The organism is Pseudoalteromonas sp. SR43-7, assembly GCF_014163785.1.
GTDB lineage: Bacteria > Pseudomonadota > Gammaproteobacteria > Enterobacterales > Alteromonadaceae > Pseudoalteromonas > Pseudoalteromonas distincta.
This window is the reverse complement of the sequence record NZ_JACJDY010000035.1, coordinates 1-22,633: the sequence shown is the minus strand read 5'-3', so window position 1 is coordinate 22,633 and position 22,633 is coordinate 1. Positions and strand designations below refer to the sequence as shown.

General features: G+C 39.1%; 21 protein-coding genes. 5 read left to right on the top strand and 16 right to left on the bottom strand.

The features are described from left to right. Positions 1-4 precede the first annotated feature (4 nt). From atpA to rpmH, 16 genes are all read right to left on the bottom strand, one after another. The gene (atpA, locus tag H5087_RS19115) at positions 5-1,546 is read right to left on the bottom strand and encodes a F0F1 ATP synthase subunit alpha (RefSeq protein ID WP_024597177.1); all 1,542 of its coding nucleotides are present in this window, start codon (positions 1,544-1,546) and stop codon (positions 5-7) included. 14 nt (positions 1,547-1,560) lie between these two features. After that, complete coding sequence (atpH, locus tag H5087_RS19110) at positions 1,561-2,094, bottom strand: F0F1 ATP synthase subunit delta (RefSeq protein ID WP_004335267.1); 534 nt, start codon at positions 2,092-2,094, stop codon at positions 1,561-1,563. A 16-nt stretch (positions 2,095-2,110) separates the two neighbouring features. Next, on the bottom strand, positions 2,111-2,581 hold the full coding sequence (gene atpF / locus H5087_RS19105; protein WP_004335264.1) for a F0F1 ATP synthase subunit B: 471 nt from the start codon (positions 2,579-2,581) through the stop codon (positions 2,111-2,113). 41 nt (positions 2,582-2,622) lie between these two features. Beyond that, on the bottom strand, positions 2,623-2,865 hold the full coding sequence (gene atpE, locus H5087_RS19100; RefSeq protein ID WP_008112128.1) for a F0F1 ATP synthase subunit C: 243 nt from the start codon (positions 2,863-2,865) through the stop codon (positions 2,623-2,625). Positions 2,866-2,925: 60 nt separating this feature from the next. After that, a complete protein-coding gene (atpB, locus tag H5087_RS19095; protein ID WP_024597178.1) occupies positions 2,926-3,783 on the bottom strand; it encodes a F0F1 ATP synthase subunit A in 858 nt (285 codons plus the stop codon). Positions 3,784-3,797: 14 nt separating this feature from the next. Continuing rightward, positions 3,798-4,178 carry an ATP synthase subunit I gene (locus H5087_RS19090; RefSeq protein WP_004335240.1) on the bottom strand — a complete coding sequence of 127 codons (381 nt, stop codon included), beginning with the start codon at positions 4,176-4,178 and terminating at the stop codon, positions 3,798-3,800. A gap of 142 nt (positions 4,179-4,320) precedes the next feature. Further along, positions 4,321-5,247: a ParB/RepB/Spo0J family partition protein gene (locus tag H5087_RS19085; protein WP_149594801.1), complete on the bottom strand. Its 927-nt coding sequence runs from the start codon at positions 5,245-5,247 to the stop codon at positions 4,321-4,323. A 20-nt stretch (positions 5,248-5,267) separates the two neighbouring features. Next, entirely contained in the window at positions 5,268-6,053 is a 786-nt protein-coding gene (locus H5087_RS19080; protein WP_004335235.1) for a ParA family protein, read from the bottom strand. Between the two features lie 14 nt (positions 6,054-6,067). Then, positions 6,068-6,688 carry a 16S rRNA (guanine(527)-N(7))-methyltransferase RsmG gene (gene rsmG, locus H5087_RS19075; RefSeq protein ID WP_039488568.1) on the bottom strand — a complete coding sequence of 207 codons (621 nt, stop codon included), beginning with the start codon at positions 6,686-6,688 and terminating at the stop codon, positions 6,068-6,070. Between the two features lie 15 nt (positions 6,689-6,703). Beyond that, a complete protein-coding gene (gene mnmG, locus H5087_RS19070; protein ID WP_182673048.1) occupies positions 6,704-8,593 on the bottom strand; it encodes a tRNA uridine-5-carboxymethylaminomethyl(34) synthesis enzyme MnmG in 1,890 nt (629 codons plus the stop codon). A gap of 428 nt (positions 8,594-9,021) precedes the next feature. Then, entirely contained in the window at positions 9,022-9,471 is a 450-nt protein-coding gene (mioC, locus tag H5087_RS19065; protein ID WP_024604761.1) for an FMN-binding protein MioC, read from the bottom strand. Between the two features lie 1,061 nt (positions 9,472-10,532). Further along, on the bottom strand, positions 10,533-11,897 hold the full coding sequence (gene mnmE, locus H5087_RS19060; protein WP_007584209.1) for a tRNA uridine-5-carboxymethylaminomethyl(34) synthesis GTPase MnmE: 1,365 nt from the start codon (positions 11,895-11,897) through the stop codon (positions 10,533-10,535). A gap of 134 nt (positions 11,898-12,031) precedes the next feature. Continuing rightward, positions 12,032-13,669 carry a membrane protein insertase YidC gene (gene yidC / locus H5087_RS19055; protein WP_024597181.1) on the bottom strand — a complete coding sequence of 546 codons (1,638 nt, stop codon included), beginning with the start codon at positions 13,667-13,669 and terminating at the stop codon, positions 12,032-12,034. Positions 13,670-13,677: 8 nt separating this feature from the next. After that, positions 13,678-13,953, bottom strand: a complete 276-nt coding sequence (gene yidD / locus H5087_RS19050) for a membrane protein insertion efficiency factor YidD (RefSeq protein ID WP_004335219.1) — start codon at positions 13,951-13,953, stop codon at positions 13,678-13,680. A 129-nt stretch (positions 13,954-14,082) separates the two neighbouring features. After that, positions 14,083-14,505 carry a ribonuclease P protein component gene (rnpA, locus tag H5087_RS19045; RefSeq protein ID WP_004335217.1) on the bottom strand — a complete coding sequence of 141 codons (423 nt, stop codon included), beginning with the start codon at positions 14,503-14,505 and terminating at the stop codon, positions 14,083-14,085. 7 nt (positions 14,506-14,512) lie between these two features. Continuing rightward, positions 14,513-14,647: a 50S ribosomal protein L34 gene (rpmH, locus tag H5087_RS19040; RefSeq protein ID WP_004335215.1), complete on the bottom strand. Its 135-nt coding sequence runs from the start codon at positions 14,645-14,647 to the stop codon at positions 14,513-14,515. A gap of 518 nt (positions 14,648-15,165) precedes the next feature. On the opposite strand from rpmH, the gene dnaA reads away from it, so the two are divergent. The 5 genes from dnaA to H5087_RS19015 form a co-directional block, all read left to right on the top strand. Continuing rightward, on the top strand, positions 15,166-16,548 hold the full coding sequence (dnaA, locus tag H5087_RS19035) for a chromosomal replication initiator protein DnaA (RefSeq protein ID WP_182673047.1): 1,383 nt from the start codon (positions 15,166-15,168) through the stop codon (positions 16,546-16,548). 13 nt (positions 16,549-16,561) lie between these two features. Beyond that, the gene (dnaN, locus tag H5087_RS19030; protein WP_182673046.1) at positions 16,562-17,665 is read left to right on the top strand and encodes a DNA polymerase III subunit beta; all 1,104 of its coding nucleotides are present in this window, start codon (positions 16,562-16,564) and stop codon (positions 17,663-17,665) included. A gap of 15 nt (positions 17,666-17,680) precedes the next feature. Next, positions 17,681-18,775, top strand: a complete 1,095-nt coding sequence (recF, locus tag H5087_RS19025; protein ID WP_182673045.1) for a DNA replication/repair protein RecF — start codon at positions 17,681-17,683, stop codon at positions 18,773-18,775. Between the two features lie 12 nt (positions 18,776-18,787). Continuing rightward, positions 18,788-21,214: a DNA topoisomerase (ATP-hydrolyzing) subunit B gene (gyrB, locus tag H5087_RS19020; protein ID WP_182673044.1), complete on the top strand. Its 2,427-nt coding sequence runs from the start codon at positions 18,788-18,790 to the stop codon at positions 21,212-21,214. A gap of 124 nt (positions 21,215-21,338) precedes the next feature. After that, a partial coding sequence (locus tag H5087_RS19015) for an IS4 family transposase (protein WP_404936098.1) occupies positions 21,339-22,633 on the top strand: 1,295 nt, incomplete at its 3' end.

The following is a 22,633-nucleotide window of genomic DNA, read 5'->3' as shown; positions in this document are numbered from 1 at the left end:
TAAATTACCAAGTTTGCGTAGACTTGAACTTCGTAAGAAGTTCTTTAAGCTGCGCTTCGATCTCGGCATTCAAGTTACCAGTTTCATTGATTTGAGCCACAAGCTCTGCGTATGTGCTAGTTGCATAAGAAAGTAAAGCTGCTTCAAAGTCACCGATTTTCGAAATTTCGATGTCTTGAAGGAAGCCTTTTTCAGCAGCAAATAACGACAAAGACATTTCAGCAACAGACATTGGCGCGTACTGTTTCTGCTTCATTAGCTCTGTTACACGCTCACCATGCTCAAGTTGAGCACGAGTAGCATCATCAAGGTCAGACGCGAACTGCGAGAACGCAGCTAATTCACGGTACTGAGCTAGGGCTAGACGAATACCGCCACCTAGTTTCTTAACGATTTTAGTTTGTGCAGCACCACCAACACGCGATACCGAGATACCAGCATTTACTGCCGGACGGATACCTGAGTTGAATAAGTCAGTTTCTAAGAAGATCTGACCATCGGTGATAGAGATAACGTTAGTCGGTACGAACGCAGAAACGTCGCCGCCTTGAGTTTCAATGATTGGCAATGCCGTCAATGAACCAGTTTTACCTTTCACTTCACCATTAGTGAACTTTTCAACGTAATCTGCGTTTACACGCGATGCACGCTCTAAAAGACGAGAGTGAAGGTAGAATACGTCACCTGGGTATGCTTCACGGCCTGGTGGACGCTTAAGTAGTAATGAAATTTGACGGTAAGCAACTGCTTGCTTAGACAAATCATCATATACGATTAATGCGTTTTCACCACGGTCACGGAAGTATTCACCCATAGTACAGCCCGCGAACGGTGCTAAGTACTGAAGTGCCGCAGATTCAGAAGCAGATGCAACAACTACGATAGTATTTGCTAGTGCACCATGCTCTTCTAATTTACGAACTACGTTTGCAATAGTAGATGCTTTTTGACCAATCGCAACGTACACACACTTAACGCCTGTGTCTTTTTGATTGATGATTGCATCGATTGCTAGTGCAGTTTTACCTGTTTGACGGTCACCGATGATAAGTTCACGTTGACCACGACCAACTGGAATCATCGCATCGATAGATTTATAACCAGTTTGAACTGGCTCATCTACTGATTTACGCTCGATTACACCTGGTGCAATTTTTTCTACAGGTTCAAACCCGTCGTTATCTAAAGCGCCTTTACCATCGATTGGAGCACCTAGTGTGTTTACAACACGACCAAGTAGACCAGGACCAACAGGAACTTCTAAAATACGACCAGTTGTATATACTTTTACGCCTTCAGTAAGGTCAGCGTACGGACCCATTACTACTGCACCAATTGAGTCGCGCTCAAGGTTTAGTGCGATAGCATAACGGCTGCCAGGAAGCTCAATCATTTCACCTTGCATACAGTCAGCAAGACCGTGGATGCGGATGATACCGTCAGTAACAGATACAATAGTACCTTCGTTACGAGCTTCACTTACAACTTCGAACTTCTCAATACGTTGTTTGATCAGATCTGAAATTTCAGTGGAATTAAGTTGCATGCTCTTTTTCCCAATTACGATTGTAGTGTTGTAGCTAAGCGGCTTAATTTACCGCGAATAGTACCGTCGATTACAGTGTCGCCAGACCTAATAATAAGTCCACCAACCACTGACGCGTCTTCACTACAATTCAGCTTAACTTTGCGTGCGAAACGTTTTTCAAGTGCCGCTACCAATGACTCTTGTTGCGCAGCAACAAGAGGAGTTGCAGAAATCACATCTACTTCGATTTCTTTATCGTATTCTGCTTTAAATTCAGCAAATAACTCAGCAACGTCAGGTAGAGCTGTCAAACGTCCATTTTCAGCCATCACCTTAACTAGGTTCTGACCTTGTTCGTTGAGCTGCTCAGCACAAAGTTGAATAAATAATTCAGCTTGTGCAGTAGCTGTAGGCATACCTGCTAAAGCAGATGATGCTTGTTCATTGCTGGCTACGTGGCCTGCAAAGAACAACATATCATTCCAGCTTTCTAGAGTGCCTTTCTCAACGGCAAGTTCAAAAGCCGCTTTAGCGTATGGGCGAGCGATAGTAGTCAAATTAGACATGCTCATACCCTCCTAATTACAGCTCAGCGACAAGTTTTTCAACGATGTCACTATGTGCGGCTTGATTAATTTCACGCTCTAAAATACGTTCTGCACCAATCACTGCCAGAGTTGCTACTTGCTTACGTAGCTCTTCTGTTATGCGATTACGTTCAGACTCAACTTCAGAGTGCCCTTGAGCAATGATACTTTCACGCTCTTGCTGACCACGAAGTGTTTCTTCGTCAACAATTAGCACTGCACGCTTTTTAGCTTGATCAATGATATCAGCCGCTTGAGCTTTTGCATCTTTAAGCTGTTCAGCAGCTTTCTTTTGCGCAAGTTCTAAGTCTTTTTCGGCTCTATCAGAGGCAGCTAAACCATCTTCGATTTTTTTCTGGCGAGCTTCAATTGCACCGTTTAGTGGTGGCCATACGTATTTCATACAAAATAATACGAACACCGTAAACGCAATCAATTCACCGATAAGAGTGGCGTTTAAATTCACAACCGCTCCTCCTTAAATAGTAAGCTGTTCAAAAAATAAAATTAAAGTACGAACAACAATACCATAGCGATACCAACACCAATCATTGCTACAGCATCGATTAGACCAGCAAGAATAAACATCTTAACTTGTAGCGAAGGTGCAAGCTCAGGTTGACGCGCACATGCTTCAAGGAATTTACCGCCCATGTTACCAAAACCGATTGCAGTGCCGATTGCACCAAAACCGATTAGTAAAGCTACTGCGATGTATTTTAAGCCGTTTAATAATTCTAAAGCTTCCATTTATTTCTCCAAAGTTTCAATTGTAAAGTTAAAAGTAAAAGTAAAATTGTAAATATAAAATTAGTGATTATCTGAGCTAGCCATGCTTAGGTATACGATTGTTAGCATCATAAATACGAATGCTTGCAATACAATTACTAAGATGTGGAATACAGCCCAAACAAAATGCAATGGTAATTGCATAAATCCGATAGCGCCGATCAAGATGAAAATCAATTCACCTGCATATAAGTTACCAAACAGACGTAGCGCTAATGAAAACGGTTTAGAAACCAGCGCAATCAGTTCAAGTAATAAGTTAAACGGGATTAAAAGGATTTGTAGTGCAGTATTATTTGAACTAAACGGGTGAAGTGTTAGTTCTTTAATAAAACCACCGATTCCTTTTATTTTAATTGAGTAGCCTATCATTAAAATAAATACACCCAGCGCTAGCGCTGCAGTCATATTAATGTCAGTCGTTGGTACAATTTTCATGTACACATCGTGTGAATCCATACCAAACGCAGTTTCACCAACAAAACCAGCCAATGCAGGTAAAAAGTCAACCGGTATTAAATCCATTAAGTTCATTAAAAATATCCAAACGAATATTGTTAATGCTAATGGTGCAATAAGCTTGCTTTTACCATGGAAAGTATCACGTACGTTGTCACCAACAAACTCTACTACCATTTCAATGAAACATTGAAATTTTCCAGGTACACCTAGTGTTGATTTTTTAGCGGCACTACGAAAGATCCATAAAAATATAAGACCTAAACCGATAGACCATGCGAGGGTATCTATATGCCATGTCCAGAAACCACTATCCGTACATGCTTTATTGAAGGCGAGACCTGTATCGGTCGAACACATCTTAGCATTGGTCAAATGGTGCTGGATATGGCCAGATAGAGTAACTTCTTCTGCTGCCATGTTATATCCCAAAGTTAATGTTTAAAAAAAACGGGTGCGAACAATCCAGTAAAGAGCGCCAGTATATAAGTACTAAAAAAGGGTAATAAAATTACCGGAAAATGCTTCAGTACTAGCGCAAACAATACAATTGTTAGCATAAATTTTAATCCGTTGCCGCGTTTCAACGAGGCATACGCTTGATTTGCTCGACTTGCACCCATATGTCTGAATGCATAAAGACCAAATACAAAGTGCGGAAGTACTGCGACAACTCCACCAGCGAGTGATGAAAGCGCGGCATTGACTCCCGAACTAAAACAAATAATTACAGCAGCAACTAATGCTACAACACCCTGAAGGCAAATTAACTTTAATACGGCAAGTCGATATGGACTCGCTAACTTATCAGTCACGTTTAGTTAACCTTTATTGCGTTCTAATTGTTAGGGTGTGAAAACTGGCGAAATTATACTTAATCCTGCCAGTTTTGCAACTTGAGTAGACGCTTTGTAACACGAAATAGCTACAAATGTCCCTTTTTAGACATGTAGAAAACTAATGGTGGGTATTGTCTTGATTAATGCGATTTAAAATGCCGTCAAGTTCGTCCAAATTTGTATAAGAAATAACAAGCTTACCTTTGCCTTTTTTGTTGTAATTTATTTCTACTTTGGCACCTAGGTTTTCAGCGAGTTGTTGCTCTAACTGTTTAACATCTGGATCTTTTTCAGCTATTTCTTTAGCTGGCACTGGTTCTAAAATTGAACGAACTAACTTTTCGGTTTCACGAACGGTTAGTGCTTTAGCGACAGCTAAACGAGCAGCATCTGATTGTGCTTCTCCCTCAAGGGCTAATAAACAACGAGCATGCCCCATTTCAATATCGCCATGTTCTAACAGTATTTTTACATCACTGTTTAGATTATTTAAACGAAGTAAGTTAGTTACTGTAGTACGTGATTTACCAACTGCATCTGCTACTTGTTGATGTGTTAGTTCAAACTCATTAAGTAAACGATTTAACGCAACCGCTTCTTCCATGGCATTTAAGTCTTCACGCTGAATATTTTCTATTAGTGCAATAGCAACTGCAGCTTCATCTGGTACGTCTTTTATAATACAAGGTACTGTTTCAAGCTTAGCTATTTGCGCTGCACGCCAACGACGCTCACCAGCGATAATTTCAAAACTATTTTGTGCAATAGGGCGCACGACTATAGGTTGAATAATACCTTGTGAGCGAATAGAACTAGCAAGCTCTTCTAGTGCCTCTTCGGACATGTCTTTACGAGGTTGATATTTACCAGAGTGTAAAAACTCGATTGGGAGTTTTTGTAATTCACTGTTAGTTGGCTCAGCCGCATTTTTTACAGCTTCAGTCACGTTTGATGTGTCTTGTTCCTTGCTTACGCTTGGTGCAGGCTTTGACGAACTTAAAAGTGCATCGAGTCCTCGGCCTAAACCTCGTTTTTTAGCAGACATGTTATTTTTTTACCTCAAAGTTAGGCGACAACGGACGCTGTTTTTTCTTTTCTACGTAACATTTCACCAGCGAGCGCTAAATATGCTTTAGCGCCACTTGATGCCCGGTCATAATACATAGCAGGTGTACCAAAACTAGGTGCCTCTGCTAAACGAACATTACGCGGGATCACCGTACGGTATACTTTGTCGCCAAAATGTTGTTTTAATTGTTCTGATACGTCATTTGCTAAACGATTACGCGGATCGTACATAGTACGAAGTATGCCTTCAATTTGTAAGCTAGGGTTTACTAACTTAGCAAGTTGCGTAATCGTATCCATTAATGCGGTTAATCCTTCAAGTGCATAATACTCACACTGCATTGGCACTAAAATAGAATCAGCTGCGGCCATTGCGTTAACAGTTAACATATTTAGAGAGGGCGGACAGTCGATAAAAATAAATTCGTACTGGTCCTGAATTTTTTCAAGTGCGTTGCGTAAACGCACTTCACGGGCAAATAATTCCATAAGTTTAACTTCTGCAGCGGTTACATCACCGTTTGCAGCAATCATATGGTATTCGCCAGACGTTTCTTTGATAATAACGTCTTCTATAGGTTTATCTTCAATAAGTAAGTCGTAAATAGTTGGTACGTCGCCGTACTTATCTACGCCACTTCCCATAGTCGCATTGCCTTGCGGATCGAGATCAATTAACAGCACTTTACGTTTCGTTGCAGCCATAGACGCAGCGAGGTTTACAGCGGTTGTAGTTTTACCCACTCCACCTTTTTGATTTGCTAATGCGATGACTTTTGCCACAGTGTCTCTGATCCCTAGTCTTTAGAAAGAATAATTAAATGTCGTTGTGCATCTAACTTAGGTACTTCTAATGCAATTTTTTGCTCAAACTTAACGCCAGTAGGTAATGACTCTAGCTCTTCACTAGGGAACACACCTTTAAGCGCTATAAATTTACCCGAATGATCAATTAAGTGCGAACACCAGTCAACCATATCTTGTAATGAAGCAAATGCACGACTGAGTACGCCATCTAATTTAACACTTGGCTGATATTCTTCAACTCTTGACTGAACAGGTGTTACGTTATCAAGGCCAAGCTCATGTTTAACATGCATTAAAAAGCGAACGCGTTTACCTAGACTATCTAATAACACAAATTGTGTGTTAGGTAATGCAATCGCTAATACAATGCCCGGAAGGCCAGGCCCTGTGCCAACATCAATATAATGATGACCGGGTAAGTGAGGTGCAACAACTAAACTATCCATAATATGCTTAATCATCATTTCTTCAGGTAAGCGTACCGAAGTTAAATTATAAGCTTTATTCCACTTATCTAATAACTCGACGTAACGAACTAGCTGTTGCTGTTGTTTTTGTGTTAGCGCAATATCAGTTTGCGCTAACAATGTAGTTAATTGTTGCTGTAACACTATGTACCCTTATCGTTACGCAGATTTGCGTAATAAGCCTTGCTTCTTCAGATACACTAATAATAGCGAAATCGCCGCTGGGGTGATACCAGAAATACGCGATGCTTGGCCAATAGTGTCTGGACGTGACTCAATAAGCTTAGCAACAACCTCATTTGATAAACCTGATACAGTTTTGTAATCAAACTCTTTTGGTAAAATTGTTTGCTCATGACGAAGCTGCTTATTGATCTCATCTTGTTGACGCGCAATATAGCCTGCGTACTTAGTATGGATCTCAACTTGTTCAAGTGCTGCTACGTTTGTAAATTCAGATCCTAAACCGTCAATAGCCATAAGATCGTTATAACGAATCTCTGGACGACGAAGTAATTCTTCTAAACTTGCTTCACGAGTTAATGGTGTTTTTAGTAATGCATTTACTTGATCAACAACGACGTGATCTTTATGAATCCACGTATCTTTAATGCGTTGTTTTTCTTTCTCAATTACTTCCATTTTTTCGTTAAATGCCTGCCAACGTTCGTCATTAACTAAACCCAGCTCACGGCCTTTTTCAGTTAAGCGAATATCTGCATTATCTTCACGAAGTAGTAAACGGTATTCGGCACGGCTAGTAAACATCCGGTACGGTTCTTTCGTACCTAGTGTTGCTAAGTCGTCAATTAATACGCCCACGTAAGCTTCATCGCGACGTGGCGTCCAAGAGTCTTTACCTTGCACTTTTAATGCAGCATTCATACCTGCAATTAAGCCTTGTGCACCCGCTTCTTCATAACCGGTAGTCCCGTTAATTTGACCCGCGAAAAATAAGCCTTCGATAAATTTTGTTTCTAAAGACTGTTTTAAGTCGCGTGGATCAAAGTAGTCATATTCTATTGCATAGCCTGGTCGACAAATATGTGCATTTTCAAAACCAGAAATAGATTGCACAATCTCAAGTTGTACATCAAACGGTAAACTAGTAGAAATACCATTTGGATATAATTCGTATGATGTTAAGCCTTCAGGTTCAACAAATATTTGGTGCTTATCTTTATCCGCAAAACGTACAATTTTATCTTCAATTGATGGGCAATAGCGTGGACCAATACCTTCAATAACACCTGAATACATAGGTGAGCGATGTAGGTTTTTACGAATAACATCATGTGTTTTTTCGTTTGTGTAAGTGATGTAACACGGTATTTGTTGTGGGTGATCTGATTGTTTACCCATAAATGAAAATACAGGTGTTGGCATATCACCAGGCTGTGCTTCCATTTTTGTAAAATCAACAGTACGTGCATCAATACGTGGCGGAGTACCTGTTTTTAAGCGATCCACTCTAAAAGGGTGTTCGCGTAAACGTTCAGCCAATGCAATTGATGGTGGATCACCAGCACGACCGCCTTTGTAATTTTCTAAACCAATGTGTATTTGGCCACCTAAAAAAGTACCCACGGTTAAAACAACACTTGGAGCACTAAAACGTAAACCCATTTGAGTTATTACGCCAGTAACACGATCGTTTTCAACAATAAGATCATCACATGATTGTTGAAAAATCTTAAGGTTATCTTGATTTTGTAATGTTGTTTGAATAGCTGCTTTGTACAAAGCGCGATCTGCTTGTGCTCGAGTTGCACGAACAGCAGGTCCTTTTGAAGAGTTTAGTGTGCGAAATTGGATCCCGCCTTTGTCAATGGCCTGTGCCATTGCACCGCCAAGCGCATCAATTTCTTTTACCAAATGACCTTTGCCAATCCCACCAATCGCTGGGTTACAAGACATTTGACCAAGGGTATCCATATTGTGAGTCAGTAGCAGGGTATTCATCCCCATACGGGCAGCTGCTAATGCGGCTTCAGTGCCAGCATGTCCACCACCTACTACGATAACGTCAAAATTTTCGTGAAAAATCATTAATGGGATCCTACTTAAATCAAACCGGTAAACTTCAAAAGGGAGCGTATTCTACCTAGAAATTGGCAGAAGATAAATGATTAAACAAAGAGCAAGATCTAAGTATGTGATCTCTAATAATATAAAGGATCTTTTAAAGAGATCTTTTATTACTATTACTACTACTGATCAGCTTTTCTGTTGATAAGGTTTAGATCTTCATTTAAAACATGAAATTAGATCAGATCTAAAGGTGTTAATATGATCGGATCATCCAGCAAATAAGCTCTGATCAAAAAGGCACCTTATGCACAGGGCTGAATCAGTTGGATCTTATCCCATGGATAAGCATGCTTTAAAAAGCAGTTTATTCAATCTTTATCCACAAAATCTATTAAATTATTAGTAAATTGTGGGTAACTTTATATATAACTTTTTACTTGATCTATCTATTTTAAGCCTGTTTTGGTTATCCAAGAGTCTAACCATGCTAATGCTGTGTCTTCTGGTAGTGCTTCATCGAGAATATTAAGCTCTAAGCGTTCTGCTACTTTTATAGCGCCTTTTTGAGATAATAAGGCATCTATATTACGTCCAGCTTGGTTGTAAGTGTCATAACTGGTATCACCTAAAGCGATTACTGAGTATTTTAATTCTGATAAATCATTAGCTTGAGTCACATCTTCAACAAAGCTAATAAAGTTTTCAGGATAATCACCTGCACCATAAGTAGATGTGCAAATTAACCAAATGGTATTTTGCTGATCAATATCGCTAAATTCAGGTTGATCATGTAGTTGTGTAGTAATACCAAGGTTATTAAGCGCGTCGCTTAGTTGCTCTGCAACATACTCGGCTGATCCCATTTGGCTGCCAACAATAAGATTTACTGAACTCATGAATATTAGTGATCACATTGGTTTTAATTGCTGCCTATGATAACTGAGTGTGAGTAACAGTAAAGTTAAGAGTGCTTTTTTGTATAACTATTTTTGTGCTAATTTTATTCTTATTTGAAAGCGGCTCCTTAAGTTGTTGATATTATAGGGGTTAACAAAATATCTTTAAATGTAATCTTCTGATCAAGTTGTTGATAACAGTGGGGAAAGCTCTGTTTAAACACACCTTTTAGGTTGTTTAATAATCGCTAAGTTATTGATATTACTATTTAGTGAAAGATTTAATTATAAATCTAGGCATAAAAAGCACAAGGTGATCATAATGTGGATATAAAGGTTGTTGATAACCTTAAATTTAGATCGAAAATAATTTTATTAAATGATCTAATTGGGCTGATCTAACGAAATTAATTAAAAATAAGCTTATAAACAGATAATTTTAATAGATCGTTAGGTTTTTCTCTGTGTGGTAGCTCAATTTACTATTTATTTGAGCTAAAAATTAGATTTTGTGGATAAGTGATCTCAATATATTTAATTTAATGCGTATTTATAGCTGCTTTTTCTATGTATTTTGCTGGTGGATTGGTAGATCAAAAGTTTGACGCACTCAAATCTCGAGTCATTTTTATTAAAAAGCCGCAGTGATCGTCTGTCCATATGTTGTATAAAGTTGGTTTTTTAGAGTGTTGATCTTCACGTTTTAGCTCTTAAATTGAGCAAATAACATCAGTTTTTATGAGCTAGGTAATTATAAAAAAGCTATTTATAACTAACTTTTGTGTGGAGGATAACGATTTTAAAACGTATTTTTGTTTGAAATATGTATCGGTTTTGACCTTAAAATGGGTGTTACTTGCGCTATTAATACCTTACTTAAAGGCTCTTTTCACTGTCTAATCTACATAATCTGGCTGGTAATAATTATCGCTTTGGGTATGATTTTATTGGCAGAACTGGCTGGGATTGACGGTACAAATACATATTTTATAGTGAATATTTTACATAAAAAAAGAGCACCTAAGTGCTCTTATAATAAAAATATATCTGTAATAAGGTGCTTATTTACCAATACAAAATGAGCTAAATATCTTGCCAAGTAAGTCGTCTGAGGTAAATTCACCGGTTATTTCGTTTAAATACTGCTGTGTTAAACGCAGTTCTTCAGCCAATATTTCACCAGCAATGTGCATTTCTAATTGTGTTTTACCTGTTTCTAAATGATAAGCAGCACTCTCTAGCGCATCCAAATGACGACGGCGCGCCATAAAGCCACCCTCTGTTGCGCCTTGAAAGCCTATACAGGCTTTTAAATGCTCGCGAACAAGCTCAATACCGTCAGCATTTTTAGCACTTAAGCTGATGACCGGGTATTGTTGCTCTTGCTCCATTCCGACTATATCACCCGATAAATCAGCTTTATTTCTGATGACCGTAACCCCCATACCTTCTGGTAATTTGGCCATAAATTCAGGCCAAATTTTATGCGGGTCAGTATCTATAGTGTCAGTGCCATCAAGCATAAATAAAACGCGATCGGCTTGGTTTATTTCATCCCACGCCCGTTCAATACCTATTTGTTCTACTCTATCTGGGCTCTCTCGTAGGCCTGCGGTATCTATAATATGCAATGGCATACCATCTATATGTATATGCTCTCGTAGTACGTCGCGAGTGGTACCGGCTATTTCTGTTACGATTGCAGCTTCACGACCGGCTAGGGCGTTTAGTAGGCTTGATTTACCGGCATTTGGGCGCCCAGCAATAACAACACGCATACCTTCGCGCATGATGCTACCTTGTTTTGCTTGGTTGGTTACGGTATTAAGCTGGGTAATAATGGCGTCTAAGTCGCCTGATACTTTACCGTCTGATAAAAAATCAATTTCTTCATCAGGAAAATCTATTGCCGCTTCTACATACATACGTAAGTGAATTACTTTTTCTACAAGCGTTTCTATGTGTTTAGAAAATTCACCTTGGAGAGACTGTAGGGCGCTTTTGGCAGCTTGTTCGCTTGTAGCATTAATTAAGTCGGCGATGGCCTCTGCTTGTGTTAAATCAAGCTTGTCATTCATAAATGCGCGCTCAGAAAACTCACCAGGCTTTGCTAAACGAACGCCCTCTATTTTACTAATTTCTTTAAGTAGCATATCAAGTACTACAGGACCGCCGTGGCCTTGTAATTCAAGTACGTCTTCACCAGTAAATGAGTTAGGACCTGCAAAGTAAATGGCAATACCTTGGTCAAGTTGCTCGCCAGCTAGGCTTTTAAATGGCACGTAATCGGCGTAGCGAACTTTAGGAATTTTACCTACTACTTTTTCGGCGACACTTTTAGCAAGGCTGCCTGAAACGCGAATAATACCAACACCACCACGTCCGGGGGCAGTTGCTTGTGCTGCAATTGTATCTTGATTGATCATGCTATTAATTTGCCAACGATGAGTAACTTTATGGCGGTATTGTAACCTATGAAATAAACACTCGCGAATACTCTGGTGAAAAACAGGCAATAAAAAAGGCGACCGAAGTCGCCTTTATATAAGTAGGAGCTTAGTTAGCCTCTTACTTTAATTCCTTTCTTTTCCATGCCACGGTAGATGATTAACATCTGGACAATAGAAATAAGGTTAGACACTAACCAGTAAAGAACTAAACCCGATGGGAACCATAAGAAGAATACAGAGAAGATAACCGGCATAAAGGTCATCATTTTTTGCTGCATTGGATCAGTTACCGTCATAGGCTGTAGTTTTTGCGTCACAAACATACTCGCACCAAATAAGATTGGTAATACGTAGTACGGGTCTTGTGCAGAAAGGTCAGTTAACCAAAAAATAAATTCAGCATGGCGAAGTTCAGTAGATTCTAAGAATACGTAGAACAAGGCTAAGAAAATCGGCATTTGAAGTAAAATAGGGAAACAGCCACCCATTGGGTTAACTTTTTCTTTTTTGTACATTTCCATAGTTGCTTGGCCGAACTTTTGACGGTCGTCACCAAACTTTTCTTTAAGAGCTGCCATTTTAGGCTGTAGCGCACGCATTTTTGCCATTGAAGTGTATTGCGCTTTAGTAAGTGGGTACATTAACGATTTAACGATAATAGTGATGGCAATAATTGCTACACCCCAGTTACCTAAAATGCTATGTAGCCATTTTAGCAATACGAATAAAGGTTGCGAAATAAACCATAACCAACCGTAATCTACAGTTAAGTCTAAGTCTGGGTGAATCGCTTCAAGAATATCTGACTCTTTCGGACCCATATAATAAGTAGCAGTTAGTGTTTGCTCACTACCAGCTTGAATATTTACAGCGGGATCTTTAGCACCAATAATAGCGGCATTACTTTTTGTAATTAAGCTATAAATTGTATTTGTTTGATCCTGCATTGGAACCCAAGCACTTACAAAGTAATGTTGTATAAATGCAACATAACCACCTTGCGTGTTTTTGTTTAGGTTTTTATCAGCCATATCTGAAAAACTATACTTTTCATATGGTTCTTCGTCAGTACCGTATGCAGCACCTAAATAGTTTTGATCAACCATGCTACCTTTTTCTTGTACGGTACGCTTAATTTGCGTGTATAGCTGTACTTGAAGAGGTGCGCTGGTAGTGTTGTTGATTTTGTATTCTAAGCCTACGTCATACTGACCTTTTTTGAATACATACGTTTTAGTAAAACTAACACCATTACTATCAGTAAACTGAAGTGGAACGCGAAGCTCATCACCCGTTAAGGTATATGATTTTTGTTCGGTACTATAAGTAGGGCGACCGTTAGCTGACGCGTCAGGGCCATTTAAGCCAATTAAGCCACTTTGTGAAAAGTATTGTTTGCCACTATCAAGCTGACCAAGAAGCATATAAGGTGTTTCACTTCCTTTAGTTTCTTCGTATTGAAGAAGGTCTGTTTCAACAATGTCACCGCCTTTGGTGTCAATTTTAACTTTAAAAACGTCAGTTGTGATTTCAATAACTGAACGTTTAGCTAAAGTTGCTGAAGCGGGTAAACCTGAATCTGACGATGAAGGAATATAATCATCCGACTCTGGTGAATTTGCTTGTAGTGTTTGTGTTGTGGCACTTGGATCGGCTTTAGGCTTGTTGTAATCATTATCCCATTCTTGGAACAATAAAAACGACACTAGCATTAGGCCAATTAATAAAAACGTGCGTTGCGATTCCATAACAGCTCTTATTTCTCGTGTTGGTGGTTAATATGGGTTAATTTTTCAGGTACGGGGTCGTCTCCACCTGAATGTAAAGGATGGCATTTTAATATGCGTTTTAAAGCTAACCAACTACCTTTTATAAATCCATGCAAATTAATTGCTTGAATTGCATAATGTGAGCAGCTTGGATTAAAACGACAATGCGGACCTAACAGCGGGCTAATCCACTTTTGATAACCGCGGATAAATAACACTAAACAAATCTTAGGAAAAGCAACAAGTGGTTTAATTAACCTCATGATGTTTATGCCCCTACTTAAGTTTAGTGAGATAGATATCATGTATTTAAAGACTCAATTAGAAATTTTAAATGCATGATTAAAAGGTGAGCTAAAGATACATTAATTAACCCTGCAATTCTATTGCAATTAGGTTTGTTTATTAGATTTAGCTGATTTGTTTGGGCGTTTCTTAAAAGGTGGCGGTTTAGGTGCACCTGGTTTACAGCGTTCGTTAATTTTTCGCCATAATTTAGTAAGTTGTTTGGTTAATTCTTCATTAGACTGTTCATCTATACCACTTTTCACCATAAGCACAATATCAATATTATCGATGCTGTGTTGATTTAAACGAAAACTTTCGCGAGCGAGACGTTTAATACGGTTTCGTTGGCATGCCTTTTTTACGCGTTTTTTAGCAACAGTAAGACCTAACCGAGGTTTTTCTTGGTCATTTGGTTTAGCTAATAGAGTAAAGAAAGGAGTTGCAGCCCGAGCGGGTTCATTAAATATGCGAGAGTAATGCGAGGGAGTTAACAGACGTAACTCCCTGCCAAAGCTAAAGTCTTCCACTTATAAATTAAGCAGAAAGAACTTTGCGGCCTTTAGCGCGGCGACGTGCTAATACTTTACGGCCATTTACAGTTGCCATGCGAGCACGGAAGCCGTGTGCACGTTTGCGTTTTAAAACGCTAGGTTGAAAAGTTCTTTTCATAACAATCTCATCCGATCGGTTAAAGTTAAAACATCCTATACAGGTCGCGATCCTGGCATAGGTGCCATTGCGAGCGCGAGATATTATAGAGTAAGTAACGTAAAGTCAATCATAATTACGTTCGCAGTATATAGCCTACTTATGGTCCATGAAGAGATCATGTAGAGCGATCTGATAGGATCATCATAAATAAGAAGTTTTCCACAGCCCCTGTATAAAAAGTGAATAAAAGCGGGGGAAAAGAAAATTGGATCGTAAATTTGGTTCGCGATCTTGGTGTTATTTTGTTATGATCTCCTCTTCGGATCTAAAATAAAAACTGTTTTAAATCAGGTTGTTAATGATTTTATACATCGATATCAACAATTTTATAAAAATCAATCTTTTACTTGTGGATAAAGTGCCTTCATAATACGCGGTCTTGGGTCGCTTATTGGACCATTTGAACGCAATAAATGTATGATTTATAATCATTAATGATGTGCGGGAATAAAAATTATATCTCTGGGAGTTTAACTGTGTATCTGTCGGTTTGGCAAAGTTGTTTATATGTATTGCAAGATGAGCTGCCTTCGCAGCAATTCAGTATGTGGGTAAGACCACTACAAGCAGAAAGTACCGAAGATACCTTGACGATTTATGCACCTAATCGCTTTGTGCTTGATTGGGTAAGAGAAAAGTACCTAAATAGAATTAATGAATTATTAGTAGAAATTTGTGGTGTTGAAGCACCAAAGCTACGTTTTGATGTAGGTAGTAAGCCTTTATTAAATGCACAAGCTACACCGGTTATAGAAACACAATCAGCACCACAAGCTTCTACAAAACAACAGCCTCGTGAGCAAAAGCCTGTTGTTGAACCTGCACCTAAGTCAGGTTACAAATCTAACATTAAAGAAAACTATACCTTTGACAGCTTTGTTGAGGGTAAGTCAAACCAATTAGCAAAAGCAGCGGCCACTCAAGTTGCCGATAATCCTGGCTCTGCTTTTAACCCTGTATTTATTTACGGTGGTACTGGTTTAGGTAAAACTCACTTATTACATGCAGTAGGTAACGGCATTATGGCAAACAAGCCAGATGCTAAAATTGTTTACATGCATTCAGAACGCTTTGTTCAAGATATGGTAAAGGCACTGCAAAATAATGCGATAGAAGAATTTAAGCGCTATTACCGCAGTGTTGACGCATTAATGATTGATGATATTCAATTTTTTGCTAATAAAGAGCGTTCACAAGAAGAGTTTTTTCATACCTTTAATGCATTACTTGAAGGCAACCAACAAATTATTTTAACCTCTGATCGTTATCCAAAAGAGATTGAAGGGGTCGAAGACCGTCTTAAATCACGTTTTGGTTGGGGATTAACAATCGCGATTGAGCCACCAGAGCTTGAAACTCGCGTTGCTATTTTGATGAAAAAAGCACAGCAAAGTAAGATTAACTTACCACATGAAGTTGCCTTTTTTATCGCCAAAAAATTACGTTCAAATGTACGTGAACTAGAAGGCGCACTTAACCGTGTAATTGCTAATGCTAATTTTACAGGTCGTCCAATTTCGATTGATTTTGTAAAAGAAGCACTACGCGATTTACTTGCCTTGCAAGATAAGCTGGTCACGATAGATAATATTCAGCGCACCGTTGCTGAGTACTATCGAATTCGAGTGTCAGATCTATTGTCTAAGCGCCGCAGCCGCTCTATAGCAAGGCCACGCCAAGTTGCCATGGCATTATCTAAAGAATTAACTAATCACAGCTTACCTGAGATTGGTGACGCATTTGGTGGACGCGATCATACGACCGTATTACACGCATGTCGTAAGATAAAATCACTACGTGACGAAAGCCACGAAATTAAAGAAGATTACCAAAACTTAATAAGAACATTGTCATCTTAGGGCTGACTTTATTATGCAAATAACAATATCAAGACAACAATTTTTAAAGCCATTGGTGCAAGTGTCGGGTGCAATAGAGCGCAAACACACGCTACCAATCTTATCTAACGTTTTGTTAGTGGTAGAAAACGGACAACTTTCAATGACGGGTACTGACCTTGAAATTGAATTAGTTTCTGGGGTATTTGTAGGTGATGATATTGCCGATACAAAACTAACGTTACCCGCTAAAAAGTTACTCGATATTTGTAAAAGTCTACCAGATGGTTCAGACATTACTTTAAGCTTGCAAGAGCACCAATTACTTTTAACCAGTGGTAAAAGCCGTTTTTCATTAACGACTTTATCTGCTGATGATTTTCCTAATTTAGAACAGTGGGATGGCGAGGTTGAATTTCAACTTACTCGCTTAGAGTTACGTAAATTACTTGAAAGCACTCATTTTTCGATGGCAAATCAAGACGTGCGTTATTACTTAAACGGTATGTCGTTTGAAGTAGATAATACAGATATAAAAACAGTTGCAACAGATGGTCACCGTTTAGCTATTGCGCAAAAGCAATTAACACAATCGCTTAATACACAGCGCCAGTTAATCATTCCGCGCAAAGGTGTGCAAGAAATTATGCGTCTTATGGTTGCTGATGATGAACTAGTTACAATTCAGTTTGGTGCTAACCATATTCGTATTATCGATTTAGAATTTACGTTTACTAGTAAATTGGTGGATGGACGCTTTCCTGATTACCGTCGAGTATTGCCCCGTGGTGGCGATAAGGTAATTACGGCTAACCGTGAATGGTTACGTAATGCGTTTCAACGTGTGTCTATTTTATCTAACGAAAAATTTCGTGGTGTACGTTTAAACTTATCAAACGGTTTACTAAAAATTACAGCCAATAACCCAGAGCAAGAACAAGCTGAAGAGGTTGTTGAAGTAAGTTACGAAGGCGCTGACCTAGAAATAGGTTTTAACGTATCTTATGTACTTGATGTATTAAATACATTAAAAACCGAAGATGTACTATTTACATTAGCTGATTCAAACAGCAGTGCACTAATTGAAGGTGCGGGTGATGAAGAAGCAATGTATGTTGTTATGCCTATGCGTTTATAAGACTATAAATACACAATGAGCTTAAGTCATTTGAGCCTCAAATATTTTCGTAATATTGAGGCATTGACGCTAGAACCAGTAAATGGCGTTAACATAATTTATGGTGAAAATGGCAGCGGAAAAACCAGCCTTTTAGAGGCTATATATTACCTTTCTCATGGCAAATCTTTTCGTACTCCAAAACACAAAAGTATTATTGCGCACCAGCAAGAGCAATTTGTAATTCACGGGCGTAAAACAATACACGATTTATCAATTCCAATTGGTATTAGTAAAACGCAAATGGGTGAGACCAATTTAAAAATTCAAGGTAAGGCGAGCCGTAAGATATCAGAACTCGCTCAACTTATGCCTGTACAAATTATTACACCAGAGAGTTATTCTTTGTTTTTTGGTGGACCTAAAGAGCGCAGAAAGTTTTTAGATTTAGGTTTGTTCCACGTGGAACATGAGTTCTTTTTTTTGTGGCAATCATTTAATAAAGTACTTAAACAACGTAATGCATTGTTAAAAACTAAGCCCAAGAATTATTTTGACCAAATTAAGTTTTGGGACAAAGAATTTGTTAGACTGGCTGAAGAAATAAATAAATTAAGATTGGCGTATATAAGTAGGTTTAAGCAGCAATTTTTTGATAAAATGTGTGCAGAATTGACGCTTGTACGCGATTTAGAAATGACCTTTAGCGCAGGCTGGAAAGAGACTGAATCTCTTGCAGATGCGTTAGAGCAAAACTTTGAGCGAGATGCTCGCCAAGGGTTTACAAGTAAAGGCCCTCATAAGGCCGATTTTAGTTTTAGTGTCGCTGGCAACAGTGTGGAGAATACATTCTCACGCGGTCAATTAAAGCTATTATTGTATGCGTTGAAAGTTACGCAAAATAGCTTAATTGAGTCAGAGACAGATAAGCAATCTATATTGCTAATAGATGATCTACCTTCAGAACTAGGCGAAGATACAAAAGAGAAAGTGGGACAATTACTTGCTCACTGCAGTTCTCAAATTTTTATCTCTTCAATTTTATCTGAAAGTATTTCTGCTGTGGTGGAACCCATGCAACGAGAACTACAAATGTTCCACGTGAAACATGGCAACCTAATAACAAGATAAGTGGGATTAACCATGTCTGAGAATTATGACTCGTCGAGTATTAAAGTACTTAAAGGATTAGACGCAGTAAGAAAGCGTCCTGGAATGTATATTGGGGACACCGATGATGGCACAGGCTTACACCACATGGTGTTTGAGGTCGTTGATAACTCGATCGATGAAGCCTTAGCAGGTCATTGTGATGATATTTATGTAACGATTCACTTAGACGGTTCTGTCTCAGTTCGAGATAACGGTCGTGGTATCCCAACTTCTATCCATGAAGAAGAAGGCGTATCTGCAGCCGAAGTTATTATGACGGTACTTCATGCCGGTGGTAAGTTTGATGATAACTCTTATAAAGTATCAGGTGGCTTACACGGTGTTGGTGTTTCTGTTGTAAATGCACTTTCAGAAAAACTAAAACTGACTGTTCGTCGTGAAGGAAAGCTTCATGAGCAGTTTTATACTATGGGTGTTCCAGATGCACCTTTAGCTGTAATTGGTGACTCAGAAACAACAGGTACAGAATTACGTTTTTGGCCAAGCGCTGAAACATTCACAAATTTAGATTTTCATTACGACATTTTAGCTAAGCGTTTACGCGAGCTTTCATTCCTAAACTCAGGTGTGAGCATCATCTTAAATGATGAGCGTGAAGAAAATAAATCTGACCACTTTAAATATGAAGGCGGTATTCAAGCTTTCGTAGAGTACTTAAACCGTAATAAAACACCTATACATAAAGGTGTGTTCCATTTTACTCACGAACGTGAAGAAGATGGTATTAGTGTTGAAGTATCAATGCAGTGGAATGATGCATACCAAGAAAACATTTACTGTTTCACAAATAATATTCCACAACGTGATGGTGGTACTCACTTAGCCGGTTTTAGATCAGCGCTAACACGTACACTTAATAACTACATGGAAAAAGAAGGCTTTAACAAAAAAGCTAAAACAACCAGCAATGCTACCGGTGATGATGCCCGTGAAGGCTTAACGGCTGTTGTTAGTGTTAAAGTTCCTGATCCTAAGTTCTCATCACAAACTAAAGACAAGCTAGTATCAAGTGAAGTTAAATCTGCGGTTGAACAAGCAATGGCTGAAAAATTCACTGAGTTTTTACTAGAAAACCCAACTGATGCCAAAATTGTTGTAGGTAAGATTATTGATGCCTCACGTGCACGTGAGGCGGCGCGTAAAGCCCGTGAAATGACACGACGTAAAGGTGCAATGGACTTAGCAGGCTTACCAGGTAAGCTAGCTGATTGCCAAGAAAAAGACCCAGCCCAATCTGAACTATATATAGTGGAAGGGGACTCTGCTGGCGGATCAGCCAAGCAGGGACGTAACCGTAAAAACCAAGCTATTCTTCCGCTTAAAGGTAAAATATTAAACGTAGAAAAAGCACGTTTTGATAAAATGTTATCTTCGCAAGAAGTAGCAACACTAATTACTGCATTAGGGTGTGGTATTGGTCGTGACGAATATAACCCTGAGAAATTACGTTATCACCGTATCATCATCATGACCGATGCGGACGTGGATGGTTCTCACATTCGTACGTTACTACTAACATTCTTCTATCGTCAAATGCCTGAAATTGTAGAACGCGGTTATATTTATATTGCTCAACCACCACTTTATAAAGTGAAAAAGGGTAAGCAAGAGCGTTATATTAAAGATGATCCTGCATTAGTAGAATACTTAACGTCACTTGCGCTTAATAATGCTGCTTTATATCCAAGTGCAGATGCTCCTGCGCTAGAAGGTGAAGCGCTAGAGAAAGTCGTTCACGATTACCAAAATACAGTTAAAGTTATTGAGCGTTTAAAGCGTAAATATCCTAACACGGTAATGGAGCGCTTAATCTACCAAACAGAGTTGAAAACTGATGACCTTTCTGACGAAGCTAAAGTAATTGCTTGGACAAAAGAGTTAGTTGATGACCTGATTGCACGTGATGAAGATGCAACTATTTTCCATGCAGGCACAGAGTTTGACGCTGAGCGTAATATGTATTACCCGATTGTGAATATTCGTCAGCACGGTGTTGATAAAGCACATGTACTTCATTATGACTTTATTGCATCACGTGACTACCAACGCATTGCTGTGACTGGTACTAACATTGCAAACATCCTAAAAGAAGGTGCTTATATTCAACGTGGTGAGAAAACAAAACCTGTTGATAACTTTGTGGATGCTTTGGAATGGTTGATCACAGAATCTAAGCGCGGGATCTACATTCAACGCTATAAAGGACTGGGTGAAATGAACCCAAGCCAGCTTTGGGAAACAACAATGGATCCTAGTGCTCGTCGTATGTTACAAGTAACGATTGAAGATGCTGTTGGCGCGGATCAATTATTTGCCACCTTAATGGGTGATCAAGTAGAGCCTCGTAGAGAGTTTATCGAAACTAACGCTCTACGCGTAGTTAATCTAGACGTGTAAAAATATTACTTACACCGAAAAAGGAGCCTAATGGCTAATGCCGATCAGTTAAGAAAATGACCGGTTGACCGATCCAAACGATCATGCAAAATCCGTAGTTAGGAAACTAACTACGGATTTTTTTGTGAATATAGAACAAGCACTGCAAGCAACACTTGAAGAAAGCAGCCGATACCATACCTTTGAAAAATTATCAGAAATTCTTGACCCTGAAATCATTGAACAAGGTTTTCAACAAGCAGGGATTGCAACCGTTCGTAAGCGAAGGTTACCGCTTGAGGCCGTTTTGTGGTCAGTTATTGGCATGGCATTGTTTCGAAAAGAATCGGTTTGGAATATCGCTAATAAGCTAGATATCATGTTACCAGGCAAGAACCCACTCGTTGCTCCAAGTGCGATGGTACAGGCGAGACAAAGGTTAGGTGATGATCCCGTTAAACACGTTTTCAATAAGTCTGCTCAATCAATGTATAAGCAACAGTCATTCGAAACATGGAATGGTTTAAACCTATTAGCTGTTGACGGTGTTGTGTGGCGAACAGCCGACACGCCTGATAATCGTAAAGCCTTCTCTTCAGGTAGCAACCAATACGGTGATACAGCCTTTCCTCAAATACGCATGGTCTGTCATATGGAATTGACCAGCCATCAACTGCTCAGTAGCGAGTTTGATAACTATAAAACCAACGAGATGAAATTAGCTGAGCGTTTAATTGAACGTACACCAGATAATTCACTGACTATGTTTGATAAAGGATATTATTCTTTAGGCCTGTTAAATCGTTGGCACCTAACTGGGAAGATGAGGCACTGGCTGATACCAGCAAGGCCCGACTTACAGTATGAAATCATCTCCAGCGCGGGTAAAAATGACCATATCATTGAATTGAAAACAACAAAGCATGCACAAAAAAACTTTCCCGATGTTCCTGAAACGATTAAAGCGAGATTAATCAGTAAAACAATAAAGGGTAAAAGCTACCGTATATTAACCTCGATGACGGATAGATTGCGTTATCCAGGTAATGAAATTGTTGAATTATATTGTCATCGTTGGGAGATAGAACTTGGGTTTAGAGAAATCAAACAAACCATGCTTGATAGCGCATACCATTTAAGAAGTAAGCGCCCTGACATGGTGCGTCAGGAGCTATGGGGCGTGTTACTCGCCTATAATTTAATACGAAGAATAATGACGATGGCGGCGACAGTCACAGGGATATGGCCTAACCAGCTTAGTTTCTCTAGCAGTTCGATGGCTGTCATTCAGTATTTCTCGTCAGTATCTATAATGAGTCCAGGGAACATTCCAATACACTGGCAACACTTACTCAATACACTGCTCTTATTTAAGCTTCCAGCTAGACGAGAGGATAGAAGATATCCCCGATGGGTTAAGCCAAAACCATCTAAGTATCC